11 protein-coding genes are annotated in these 11,675 nt (G+C 72.5%); 4 read left to right on the forward strand and 7 right to left on the reverse strand.

Annotated features, from left to right (window positions below):
* Positions 1-69: 69 nt before the first annotated feature.
* Complete coding sequence (locus ASC58_RS01605; protein ID WP_056918170.1) at positions 70-1,437, forward strand: cation:dicarboxylate symporter family transporter; 1,368 nt, start codon at positions 70-72, stop codon at positions 1,435-1,437.
* 159 nt (positions 1,438-1,596) lie between these two features.
* On the opposite strand, the gene ASC58_RS01610 is transcribed toward ASC58_RS01605, so the two are convergent.
* On the reverse strand, positions 1,597-2,382 hold the full coding sequence (locus ASC58_RS01610) for a YqjF family protein (RefSeq protein ID WP_056918171.1): 786 nt from the start codon (positions 2,380-2,382) through the stop codon (positions 1,597-1,599).
* Complete coding sequence (locus ASC58_RS01615) at positions 2,379-3,623, reverse strand: FAD-dependent oxidoreductase (protein WP_056918172.1); 1,245 nt, start codon at positions 3,621-3,623, stop codon at positions 2,379-2,381. The genes ASC58_RS01610 and ASC58_RS01615 overlap by 4 nt, the downstream gene beginning before the upstream one ends.
* Positions 3,624-3,692: 69 nt before the next feature.
* On the opposite strand from ASC58_RS01615, the gene ASC58_RS01620 reads away from it, so the two are divergent.
* Positions 3,693-4,295: a GNAT family N-acetyltransferase gene (locus ASC58_RS01620; RefSeq protein WP_056918173.1), complete on the forward strand. Its 603-nt coding sequence runs from the start codon at positions 3,693-3,695 to the stop codon at positions 4,293-4,295.
* Here ASC58_RS01620 and ASC58_RS01625 read toward each other — a convergent pair.
* A complete protein-coding gene (locus tag ASC58_RS01625) occupies positions 4,286-5,422 on the reverse strand; it encodes an FG-GAP-like repeat-containing protein (protein ID WP_056918174.1) in 1,137 nt (378 codons plus the stop codon). The genes ASC58_RS01620 and ASC58_RS01625 overlap by 10 nt on opposite strands.
* Positions 5,423-5,586: 164 nt before the next feature.
* Between ASC58_RS01625 and ASC58_RS01630 the strand changes: the two genes are divergently transcribed.
* Positions 5,587-7,560: a thioredoxin domain-containing protein gene (locus ASC58_RS01630; RefSeq protein WP_056918175.1), complete on the forward strand. Its 1,974-nt coding sequence runs from the start codon at positions 5,587-5,589 to the stop codon at positions 7,558-7,560.
* On the opposite strand, the gene ASC58_RS01635 is transcribed toward ASC58_RS01630, so the two are convergent.
* The 4 genes from ASC58_RS01635 to ASC58_RS01650 all read right to left on the reverse strand — a co-directional run bounded on the left by ASC58_RS01635 (position 7,541) and on the right by ASC58_RS01650 (position 11,015).
* Positions 7,541-8,158 (reverse strand): histone deacetylase, encoded by a 618-nt coding sequence (locus ASC58_RS01635; protein ID WP_235529047.1) that lies wholly within the window; start codon positions 8,156-8,158, stop codon positions 7,541-7,543. The genes ASC58_RS01630 and ASC58_RS01635 overlap by 20 nt on opposite strands.
* A 43-nt stretch (positions 8,159-8,201) precedes the next feature.
* On the reverse strand, positions 8,202-8,876 hold the full coding sequence (locus ASC58_RS01640) for an FAD:protein FMN transferase (RefSeq protein WP_235529048.1): 675 nt from the start codon (positions 8,874-8,876) through the stop codon (positions 8,202-8,204).
* 122 nt (positions 8,877-8,998) lie between these two features.
* Positions 8,999-9,571: an FMN-binding protein gene (locus ASC58_RS01645; RefSeq protein ID WP_056918177.1), complete on the reverse strand. Its 573-nt coding sequence runs from the start codon at positions 9,569-9,571 to the stop codon at positions 8,999-9,001.
* 10 nt (positions 9,572-9,581) lie between these two features.
* Positions 9,582-11,015: a ferric reductase-like transmembrane domain-containing protein gene (locus ASC58_RS01650; RefSeq protein ID WP_235529049.1), complete on the reverse strand. Its 1,434-nt coding sequence runs from the start codon at positions 11,013-11,015 to the stop codon at positions 9,582-9,584.
* Between the two features lie 120 nt (positions 11,016-11,135).
* Here ASC58_RS01650 and ASC58_RS01655 point away from each other — a divergent pair, with 120 nt between their 5' ends.
* Positions 11,136-11,663: a TIGR03086 family metal-binding protein gene (locus ASC58_RS01655; protein ID WP_056918178.1), complete on the forward strand. Its 528-nt coding sequence runs from the start codon at positions 11,136-11,138 to the stop codon at positions 11,661-11,663.
* Positions 11,664-11,675 lie beyond the last annotated feature (12 nt).

The following is an 11,675-nucleotide window of genomic DNA, read 5'->3' on the forward strand; positions in this document are numbered from 1 at the left end:
ACTCGTGCGGAGTTCACCGCGCCGGGCACCCCCGGGACGGAGCCCGACCACGAGTCCACTGGAGTACACGTGAGCACCGCAGCCGACAACGCCGTCGACCGTCCGGCACCACGCCGCGACAGGACGCACTTCCTCTACATCGCCGTTCTCATCGCCATGGGCCTCGGCATCGCCGTCGGTGTCCTGTTCCCCGACTTCGGCGTGAGCCTGAAGTGGCTGGGCACGGCCTTCGTCAACCTCATCAAGATGATGATCAGCCCGATCATCTTCTGCACCATCGTCCTCGGCATCGGCTCGGTCCGCCGAGCGGCCCAGGTGGGCAAGGTCGGCGGGCTCGCCCTCGGCTACTTCCTCACCATGTCGACCGTCGCCCTGGCCATCGGCCTCGTCGTCGGCAACATCATCCAGCCCGGCGCCGGCCTCAACCTCACCAAGGAGCTGGCCGCCACCGGCCAGAAGCAGGCTGCCGGCGGCAGCGAGTCGACCACGGAGTTCGTCCTCGGGCTCATCCCCGACACCCTGGTCTCGTCCCTGACGTCCGGGTCGGTCCTGCAGACGCTCCTCGTCGCGCTGCTCGTGGGGTTCGCCCTGCAGAAGATGGGTCGGGCCGGTGAGCCGATCCTCGGCGGCATCAAGCACCTCGAGAAGCTCGTGTTCCGGCTCATGTCGATGATCATGTACGTCGCGCCGATCGGTGCGTTCGGCGCGATGGCGGCGGTCGTCGGTGCCACCGGACTGGACGCCCTCAAGAGCCTGGGCCTGCTCATGGTCGCGTTCTACATCACCTGCGCGCTGTTCGTGTTCGTGGTCCTCGGCGGCATCCTCAAGGTCGTCACCGGCGTCAACGTCTTCTCGCTGCTGAAGTACCTCGCTCGCGAGTTCCTGCTCATCCTGTCGACCTCGTCGTCGGAGTCGGCCCTGCCGCGCCTCATCGCCAAGATGGAGCACCTCGGTGTCAGCCGGCCCGTCGTCGGCATCACCGTCCCCACGGGGTACTCGTTCAACCTCGACGGCACGGCGATCTACCTGACGATGGCCTCGCTGTTCATCGCGGAGGCCCTGGACAAGCCGTTCTCCATCGGTGAGCAGATCTCGTTGCTGGTCTTCATGATCATCGCCTCCAAGGGCGCCGCGGGTGTCTCGGGCGCCGGCCTGGCGACGCTGGCCGGTGGCCTGCAGTCGCACCGCCCCGACCTGGTCGACGGCGTCGGCTTCATCGTCGGCATCGACCGCCTCATGAGCGAGGCCCGCGCGCTCACCAACTTCGCCGGCAACTCGATCGCGACGGTCCTCATCGGCCACTGGGTCGGCGAGCTCGACCGGGCCCAGCTGGACCGCGTGCTGGCCGGTGACGCCCCGTTCGACGAGGCCACCATGGTCGACGACCACGAACCCGACCGGGTCGGTGACCCCGACTCGGTGACCGCCGACCACTAGCCGCCGACGACCGGCGTAGGGCGACGCAGGGCGGGTCGCTCGGGCGAGCAGGGCGGTCCTCGCTGGATCCGTCACGAATCGCCCTCGCCCGGCCCGGAACAGGGCCATCATCGACCGATCTGACACGAATGGACCCCGTCGCCACGGGGTCCAAACGCGTCAGAGGCGTTGCGGGAAACCGAAGGTCGTGCGGACACCTTCGGAGAACAGCACGCTGGCCGGTGGCGTCGTGCGTGCGAACGTCCCCAGGCCGGCAGCCGCCACGAGGTCGTCGTCGAGCTCGAGCACCTCGGCCGACCGCAACGGCCAGGGCCCGTGAGTGTTGGGGACCCAGAGCGACCGGCCGGCCACCGCCGTGTGCAGCCCGAACCTCGCCGTGAGGAAGAGGTCGAGCGGAGCGGGTTCGGCGACGGGCTCCCCCACGCGGATGCTGATCCGCGCGCGGGGTCGTCCCGCCCGCCCTACCTGCCCGCGGGTGCCGGGAGTGGCGCGTGTCGCCCGACGCGTCGTGTACGTCAGCACCCGGGCGCCCGCCGCGTCCGTGTCGTCGCGCACCCGCATGGAGGCCCACTGGTACGGCACGTTGAACCCGAGTCGGGCCCCGAGGACGACGAGCAGCCGGGACGCCTCGAGCGACAGGAACACGACCCCGTGGCGGCCTGCGTCGTCGACGGAGTACACCCGCACGTTCGTCTCGGGGAACGTCCCGAGCCACGGCACCGGGCCCCCTCGCAGCACCCCCGCATCCACCATCCGGAACGGGATCAGCCCTACCCAGGCCGACCCGTCGAAGACGTCGGGGCGCACGCCCCTGGGCAGCAGCGGGGCGAGCAGCGCCGGCTCCACCGGCCAGTGGACGAAGGTGATGTCGCGCCACCACTGGCTCATGATCTGGGTCGTCGGCAGGGGCGGCCCCTGCGGGTCCAGGACCGGTCCGCCGCTCATGACGACGCCCCGGGATCGACGCCGAGGTGGGCCGCGACGGCCCGCGCCGCGCGACGACCGGACACCAGGGCCCCCTGGATCGACGAGGTGTCGCGGTGGTCCCCCGCGACGAACCGTCCCCCACCCAGGGCCACCGGCCGGCGCACCACGAGGGGCGGCGGCACGCACGGCAGCGCAGCGCGGACATCGTGTCGTACCAACAGGTCCCATCGTTCGGCGGAGGTCGACCAGAGCCGCCCCAGCTCGCGCCGGACCAGGGCCACGTCGTCCGGTGCGGCCCCCAGCGTGGTCGCCTGGACGAGCCGCCGACCCGGTGGCGCGTAGGACGGCGCCGCGTCGGAGACGACGGCCGTGTTGACGATCGGACCCCTGGCGCCGTCGACGCGCAACCAACGGCTGGTCGGCGCAGGGTCGGTCGTGGAGAACCACCAGGTGCGCAACGCGTTCGTGGGGGCGACCTCGACCACACCGAGGTCGGCCGCCGCCGCCACGTCGGTCGCGACGACAACGGCCCTCGCCGGGACCTCGCCGTCGCTCGTGCGGACGACCGTCCCGGCGCCGAGCGTGGCCCGGGTTCCCAGCCTGACCGGGCGCCGCAGCCGCGCCGCCAGCTGGGCGGGCAGCGCGCGCATCCCGTCCCCGGGGAGCCCGGGGGTCCCGAGCAGGAACGACCGCAGCAGCAGCCGCACGAAGGCCGCGGACGTCACACCCCGGTCGTCGCCGAGCACCCCCGCGAGGAACGGTTCGAGCACCTCGCGGCGCAGCGGCCCGTGCACCCCCGCCGAGTCAAGCGACGCCGCGAGCGAGGCGTCCGGACCGTCGAGGAGCCGGCGGACCGGTCCGAGCGACGGCGCCGCCCACCGGGCCAGGGCGGTGAGCTCGCGCGGTGTCAACAGGCCCGACGCGAGGGTCCTGGGCAGGGCCCCTGGTTCGCGGCGAGGGTCGGCCAGCAGGGCGGTCACGGTCCGACCGTCACCGCGAGGGTGCCGCACCTCGACCCCGGCGCCGAACGGCTGCAGGGCCAGGGCGTCCACGTCCACGAGCCGCCGCACGACCGGGTACGCCGGGTTGAGCAGCTGGAACCCGACGTCGCACAGGTGACCGTCCACGACCTCGGTCCGGACCCGCCCACCGACCTCCTCGGCCGCTTCGAGCACGAGGACGTCGAGCCCTCGTCCTTCCAGCGAGGCCGCGCAGGCCAGCCCGGCCAGTCCCGCACCCACCACCACGACGTCATGCATGGACTCACCGTGTCACGCGCGCGGCCGCGCTGCCCACGTGAGTGACGCACGCGTCATACGGTGGGGCCCATGGCCGACCCGACCACGACTGCCACCACACCCACCGAGCTGCGCATCGACCGCCTCGTCCTGCGCCAGTGGCGCGCCGAGGACCGCGCACCGTTCGCCGCGCTCAACGACGACCCGGCCGTCATGGAGCACTTCCCCGAGCACCTCACGCGGGCGGCGAGCGACGCGATGGCGGACCGCATCGAAGCAGCCCTGACGCAGCACGGATGGGGCCTGTGGGCGACGGAGGTGGCGGAGACAGGGGAGTTCATCGGCTTCGTGGGGTTGTCGATCCCGCGGTTCGAGGAGCACTTCACCCCGTGCGTCGAGATCGGCTGGCGCCTCGCGCGGTCGTCGTGGGGTCGTGGCTACGCCCCGGAGGGTGCGCGCGCGGCCCTCGCCCACGCGTTCGGCCCGCTGGGCCTGCGCGAGGTGGTCGCCATGACCATCCCCGCCAACGACCGCTCCCAGTCCGTCATGCGCAAGATCGGTATGGCGCGGGACGAGTCCGCGGACTTCGACCACCCCCTGATCCCCGAGGGTGACCCGACCCGCCGACACGTCCTCTACCGGATCAGCCGGGACCAGTGGCTGGCCCAGCAGGCCGGTTCGGCTCAGAAGTAGCGCCGCCACCCCGTCCCGACGAGCTTCGGCGAACGCACGTGGCCCCTGCCGTCGCCGGCGTAGACCCGCAGCGTCCCGTCGTTCGTGACGCCGAGGAGGTCGGCCCGACCGTCGCCGGTGAAGTCGCCCACCGGTCCCACCATGGCCAGACCGGCCCAGCCGGTGCCGACCTTCGTTCGGGCACCGCGGAAGCCGCCTCTGCCGTTGCCGGGGTACAGCCACATGGCACCGGAACGGTCGACGGCCAGCACGTCCCGGGTGCGGTCGCCGTTGAAGTCAGCGGTGGCGAACATGCCCACGAAGCTCCCCCAGCCGGTCCCGATCCGGCGTCCGGCGGGGACCTTGCCGTGACCGTTCCCGGCATAGAGGTTGAGCTCGCCCTTCGCGTTGACGGCGAGGACGTCGGAGCGGCCGTCGCCCGAGAAGTCGCCGCCACCCGTGATGAAGCGCATGCCACCCCAGCCCTTCCCGACGAGGATGGGGTCGGTGAGGAAGCCCTGGTACCCGCCGAGGTAGAGGGTGAGCCGTCCACCGTTGTCGGTCAGGAGGTCGGGCCGCCCGTCGCCGTTCATGTCGCCAGCGGGGAGGACGCGGCTCGCCGGGACGACGTCCGCGACAGGGTGTCCCCCGCCCGAGATGCCGCCCCTGCCATTCCCCCAGTAGGCCCGGGTGTGCTCGATGGTCCGGTCGAAGGCGACGAGGTCGCCGTGGCCGTCCTTGCTGAGGTCACCCACCCCGATGACCGAGGCGGTCAGCAGCGGGGTGGTGGTGAACGTCGCTGCCGGGCCCGGTCCGGCAGCGCTCAGGGCTCGGACGGAGACCGTGTACGTCCTCCCTGCATCGAGCCCGTCGATGATCCCGGTGTAGATGTTGACCCCGGTGAGCTCCTTCACGTGGTGACCCGGCTCGGCAACGATCTCGTACCCGGTGATCTCGCCGATGTCGGGCGAGGAGCCGAACGAGATCCTGGCACCGTGCGGCCACGGCCTGCTCGTGATCGACGGTGCCTGCGGCACGTGACCGGACGTGACGCCCGCCTCTGCAGGCGCGGCCACCATGACCCCGCCCACCGTTGCCAGTGCGGCGACGAACGCGCCGACGTACCTGCCACTCCCGAGATGCACCATGAGATCCCCACCGTCCTCTGTGTCGTCCGGGCGGATCGTAGAACTCCAAGTGCACTCCCCGGCCCCGATCCGCCGGAACTGCGTGCACACGCAACACCACCGGGCTCGTCCGCCGGAGGGGGACGCTCGTACCCCACCCGGCCGCGCCGCATACGGTGGTGGGCATGGCCAACCGCCTCGCGAACTCGACCTCCCCGTACCTCCTCCAGCACCAGGACAACCCCGTCGACTGGCAGGAGTGGGGTCCGGACGCCTTCGCCGAGGCCCGTCGCCGCGACGTGCCGGTCCTGCTCTCGGTCGGGTATGCCGCCTGCCACTGGTGCCACGTGATGGCCCACGAGTCGTTCGAGGACGAGGACGTGGCCCGGGTGGTCAACGCCGACTACGTCGCCATCAAGGTCGACCGTGAGGAACGCCCTGACATCGACGCCGTCTACATGTCCGCGACGACCGCCCTGACGGGCCAGGGTGGGTGGCCGATGACCTGCCTGCTCACCCCGGACGGGGACCCCTTCTTCGCCGGGACCTACTTCCCGAAGCCCCAGTTCCTCCAGCTCCTCGCCGGGGCGACGACCGCGTGGACCGACCAGCGTGCCAGGGTCCTCGAGAGCGGGAGTCACATCGCCGAGACCCTGCGCGGTCTCTCCGCCCCCACGAGGCCGCACGCCCTCGGTGCCGACGTCCTCGACGCCGCCGTCGACACCCTGCGGGGCCAGTTCGACCACGGCGCAGCGGGTTTCGGTGGTGCACCGAAGTTCCCGCCGTCGATGGTGCTGGAGTTCCTGCTGCGCAACCATGCCCGGACCGGCGACGACGACGCCCTCGCCATGGCCTCCCGCACCTGTCACGCGATGGCCCGCGGCGGGATGTACGACCAGCTCGGAGGCGGCTTCGCGCGCTACTCCGTGGACGCCCGGTGGGTGGTCCCCCACTTCGAGAAGATGCTCTACGACAACGCCCAGCTGCTTCGGGTCTACACGCACCTGTTCCGAAGCACCGGTGACGCCCTCGCCCGCCGGGTCGTCGTGGAGACCGCGGAGTTCCTGCTGCGCGACCTCCGCACGGAGCAGGGCGGGTTCGCGTCGGCGCTGGACGCCGACACCGACGGGGTGGAGGGGCTGACGTACGCGTGGACCCCTGCCCAGCTCGTCGAGGTGCTGGGCGACGAGGACGGGACCCGGGCTGCGGCGCTGCTGTCCGTCACGGCCCGGGGCACGTTCGAGCACGGCTCGTCCACGGTGCAGCTGTTGACCGACCCCGACGACGCGTCCTGGTGGGCGGCAGCGCGCGCTCGCCTGCTCGAGGCGCGCGACCGGCGACCGCAGCCGGCTCGCGACGACAAGGTGGTCACGTCATGGAACGGCCTGGCCATCGCGGCCCTGGCCGACGCCGGTGCCCTGCTCGACGAACCGGCGATGCTGGCCGCGGCCGAGGTCTGCGCCGAGTTCGTCGTGGGAACCCACGTCGTGGACGGGCGACTGCGCCGAGCCTCCCGGGACGGCGTGGTCGGGGGCGCGGCCGGTGTCGCCGACGACTACGGCAACCTCGCCGAGGGCCTGCTCGCGCTGCACCAGGCGACCGGGCGCGCCCGGTGGCTCGAGGTCGCCCGGACGTTGCTGCGGACGGCGACCGAACGTTTCACCGCCGAGGACGGCGGCTTCCACGACACGGCCGACGACGCGGAGGCATTGTTCACCCGCCCGCGCAGCGCCGCCGACAACGCCGAGCCGTCAGGGCAGTCCGCCCTCGCGGGTGCCCTGCTGACCTGCTCCGCCCTCGTCGGTGACAGCGGGATGCGTGAACGTGCCGAGGCTGCGCTCGGGGCGTCCGGGCAGCTCGCGGCCCGCGACCCCCGCTTCGGCGGCTGGGCCCTCGCCGTCGCCGAGGCATCCCTGGCCGGACCGCTCCAGGTGGCCGTCGTCGGCAGCGGCCCGGACGCGGCGGCCCTGGCGGCGACGGTGCGCCGGTCCACGTCGCCCGGCCTCGTGACCGTCGCTGGTCAGCCAGACGCCGACGGGATACCGCTGCTTGCCGAGCGGCCCCTCGTCGGTGGCCGCGCGGCGGCCTACGTCTGTCGCGGGTTCGTCTGCGACGCGCCGGTGACGGACGTCGACGCCCTCACCGCAGCGCTGCGCTGACCACCGCCAGGAGCTGCGCCGCGTCCCAGCCCAGCTCGGCGCCGGGGCGCGCCGTGAGGTAGTCCGCGACGGCGTGCGCACCGAGGCCGTGGCTCTCCCGCAGGCCACGGGCGATCATCTCGACGTATGGCCGGGTGGGCGCGTTGCGTTGCAGCGAAACAGGATCCGGCGTGGTGAACGTCAGGACGGGGTGGCCGTCGAGCTCCCCGACGAGGTGCAGGGACTCGTAGCGGCCCGGACCCAGGTCGTGGCGTGCCTCGTCCAGCACGGTCGTGAGGTCGAGGTCCTCCCCCGGCTCGCGGTGCATCTCCTGCGCGGCGACGTCGGCGAACTGCTGCTCGGTCAGGAGGTACGCCCGGGCGAGCGCCGTCCCGGTCGCGGTCGCGTCGTAGAAGGCGATGCCTCCACCCCAGGTGGGCGACTTCCAGGCGAAGAACACCTCCCCGGGAAGGGTCATCGGACGGTCGTCCGCCGGGGCGGTCGTGTCGCGAGCGCCCGGGTAGGTCCGCGTCGCACCGGGTGGCCGACCCCCCTGCAGGTAGCAGAGGAACCGGTCGCGGGCGAGGTTGCTGCCGTAGCTCGCGTACCAGACCTGCACGCGGACCACTGTGCCAGAGGGGTCGCCGGACCACGCCCCGCGCTCAGAGGACGAACGTGCGGTACTGCGGGTCGTTCACGGCCAGCGCCTCGTGCCCCGCCACGGGGTCGACGAACAGGGCCGTGGCCCAGACGTCGGCCCACAGCAGGCTCGGGCCCCACACCGTCGCCGAACCCGTGCGCTCGACGGCTCCGCCCGAACGCGGGTCGGCGATGTGCGCCCCGCGGGCCGCCGTGCCCGAGGTGGCCAGTCCACCCGTGTCCAGGTCCAGGGTGGCGGCCACGGTGCCCGGCCGCGTAGGGTCCTCGATGCCGACGCGCCAGGTGGACGGCCTGGTGTCCCGGCCCGCGCCCGCGACCAGGTCGCCACCGGCGTTGAGGCAGAACGAGATGCCGGGCACGTTGGCCAGGTGCGCAGCCGCCTTCTCCACCGCCCACCCCTTGACGAGGCCGGTCGGGTCGTAGCCGCCGGCGCCCGGGTAGGACGCCGTGAACAGGCCCGCGGTCCGGCGCTGCGCCTCGGCACACAGGAGCGCGACCTCCTCGTGCCACGGGTGCGCCAGGGCACCGTCGAGCTCGCCACGACGTAGGCGCATCAGCTCGCTGTCGGCACGCCAGGTGCTGAACAGGGCGTCGACCTTCTGCAGGGTCGACCACACCTGGCCGACCGCCGCCTCGACCTCGGGCGTGTCGACCCTCCCCCGCACGTGCGCCGACACCGGCAGCCCCATGACCTGGGTGACGAATGCCCGGCGAGGGAGCGCGGCGTCCGAGCCCGACCGTGTGGGCGGCTTCGAAGTCGGCCCGGTGGCGCCGCCGGGCCGCTCCAACGTCGGGGCGCTCACAGGTGGGCCTGGTCGATGGCCGACTGCAGCGACTGGATGTAGCCGTCGGAGGTGTAGGTCGCACCGGACACCATGTCGATGGTCGAGCTCTGGGACGCGACGGCCTCCTGGTTGAGGATCGGCACGGCGTAGGAGTTGATCTCCTGGTCGCGGTGGTCGTTCCACGGGACCTGCAGCACGGCAGAGGCCGTGATCTTGCCGCCCTTCACGGTGATCTGGACCTGGACGTCGCCGTACCGCGTGCTGACCGCGTCGCCGGCGTACGTCTTCGCGGCCGAGGACGACGAGCTGGACGACGAGCCGGTCGGCGAGGACGACGAGCTGGAGGAGCTCGGGGTCGAGGTGTCGCTCGGGGTGTCCGACGCGGTGCCGGAGGACCCGGAGGAGGTCGAGTCGCCGCCGTCGGTCGAGGTCGTCGTCTCCGGGGTGGGGACGGCTGCCGGCGTGGCCGCCTGGGCGATGACGGGGGCTCCCACCGTCGAGCCCTTGCTGGAGGTCGACGTGTGGTAGCTGAACAGCAGGACCAGCGTGGTGAGGGTGGACAGGCTCCACAGGGTGATGCGTCGCACTTCAGGTCTCCTAGTACTCGAACAGCTCGAGGTGGATGTGGTCGGACGGGACACCGCAGTCGAGGGCGGCATTGCGAGCCGCGTCCATCCACTTCGGTGCGCCGCAGAGGAAGATGTCGCGCTCCGCCACGTCCGGGACGAGCTGGCTCAGTGCCTGCGCGTCGCTGAGGTGGGCCGCGGAGGCCGGCAGCCAGGAGTCTCGACCCGGGACGCGAGCGCCCTCGACGGTGACGTACCGGGCACCCTTCTCGCGAGCCAGCTCGAACAGCTCGGCGGCGAAGACGAACTGGTCGCGGCTGTGGGCCCGGTGCACGACGACGACGTCGCCGGGGTCCTGCTCGAGACCCTCGAGCAGGGCGCGGATCGGGGTGATGCCGATCCCCGCGCCCATGAGCAGGACCTTGCGGCGGGTGCGCACCCCCGGGCGCAGGCGACCGTACGGACCCTCGATGAGCACCCGGGTGCCGGGCGCCATCGTGGCCAGGCGGGCGGTGCCGTCGCCGACCTCGGCCGCCGTGATCCTCAGGGACCGGCCGTCGGGGGCCGCGGACAGGGAGTAGGGGTGGGCGCGGCTCCAGCCCGGACCGTCGAGGAAGCGCCACTGGAGGAACTGCCCGGGCTCCACGTCGAGCTTCTCGACGCCGCGGCCGGTGACGACCACGGAGGTGACCCCCGGCCCCTCGTCGACGACCGAGTCGACCCGCAGCGGGGCCCGCAGCGAGCGCCAGGCGGGCACGCCGATCCGGTAGCCGAGCACGGCCGTCGCGCACACGGCATACAGGGTCCACCAGAAGACCGTCGAGGCGGTGGAGGCCAGGAACTCCCGCCCGGTCCACAGCTGGTGCGGCAGGGCGAGGCCCGCGCCGAGGTAGCCGTAGAGGTGGATGAGGTGCCACGACTCGTAGCGCAGCCGACGCCGGGACCTGCGCACCGAGGTCACGACGACCATGCACAGCGCGATGGCGCCGGCCGTGGCCAGGAGCATGCCCGGGTAGTGCAGCACCAGGTCGACGAGCGTCCCCCAGATCCCCGTGGGGGTCCCGGCGGCGTAGCCGAGGGTGATGAGCACGATGTGCGCCCACAGCAGGTTGAACGACGTGAACCCGACCAGCCGGTGCGTCCTCGCGAGCTCGTCCTGGCCCCACGCCTGCTCGAACCACGGCACCCGTGCCATGAGGAAGACCTGCACCAGCAGCAGCGCCGAGGCGATGAGTCCGGTGAGCCGGCCGGTGCTGGTGAGGGCCCCCGCGACCGAACCGAGGTCCTGGATGCCGCCGTGGGCGACCCAGAGCGCGGTCACCCACAGCAGCACGAGCCAGAAGGCGGCCGCCGAGGCGTCGCGCCACCAGCGCGGGACGGTCCGGACCGCACGGCTCCGGTATGCCGCCGGGGCGGCCGGGGAGGGGGCGGGCGCCATGGGGGCCGGCACGTCGATCGTGGTCACAGGAGAACTGTGCGGCCGAAGTCTAGGAGTTTGCTGTGGACAGCCCGTGACGTCGGTTTGGCTTTCCCGACCTGCCCGAAAGGTCTTGTCTGGACGGGGTTGGAGTGGTTGCGTGGCGGGATGGACACCTCACGAGACGACCTCTCGACCCTGGACCGTGGCCTCACCCAGCTCGGCACCCTCGTGGAGTCGGTGCAACCTGCCGACCTCGACCGGCCGACGCCCTGCTCCGACTGGACCGTGCGCGAGCTGCTCGGCCACGTCGTCCAGGGACCGGCCAACTTCGCGACCTCGGTGCGCGGCGGCAAGCCGGACTGGTCCGCCGGGAGCGAGCTGCCCGAGGACTGGGCCGACACCTTCCGCACGCACGCCGACGACCTCCGCGCCGCCTGGGACGAGAACCCCGACGCCCAGGGTGGAGCGGGATTCCAGACCGCCGAGCTGGCCGTGCACGCCTGGGACCTGGCGACCGCCCTGGGCAAGGACAGCGGCGAGCTCGACGCCGGGGTGGCCGAGGCCGGGTACGCGACGATGTCGCAGGCTCTCACGCCAGAAGCCCGGGGCCAGGCCTTCCGGCCCGAGCAGGACGCCCCGGAGGACGCCGGCCCGTACGAGCGCCTGGCCGCGTTCGCCGGCCGCTCCGTCTGATCCCGCAGTCCT

Source organism: Phycicoccus sp. Root101, from assembly GCF_001426245.1.
Taxonomy (GTDB): domain Bacteria; phylum Actinomycetota; class Actinomycetes; order Actinomycetales; family Dermatophilaceae; genus Pedococcus.

Bases quoted from the DNA above. Each gene is read 5' to 3' on its own strand.
- ASC58_RS01625 (WP_056918174.1), bottom strand. From the start codon at position 5,422: ATGGTGCATCTCGGGAGTGGCAGGTACGTCGGCGCGTTCGTCGCCGCA.
- ASC58_RS01655 (WP_056918178.1), top strand. From the start codon at position 11,136: ATGGACACCTCACGAGACGACCTCTCGACCCTGGACCGTGGCCTCACC.
- ASC58_RS01630 (WP_056918175.1), top strand. From the start codon at position 5,587: ATGGCCAACCGCCTCGCGAACTCGACCTCCCCGTACCTCCTCCAGCAC.
- ASC58_RS01615 (WP_056918172.1), bottom strand. From the start codon at position 3,623: ATGCATGACGTCGTGGTGGTGGGTGCGGGACTGGCCGGGCTGGCCTGC.
- ASC58_RS01610 (WP_056918171.1), bottom strand. From the start codon at position 2,382: ATGAGCGGCGGACCGGTCCTGGACCCGCAGGGGCCGCCCCTGCCGACG.
- ASC58_RS01620 (WP_056918173.1), top strand. From the start codon at position 3,693: ATGGCCGACCCGACCACGACTGCCACCACACCCACCGAGCTGCGCATC.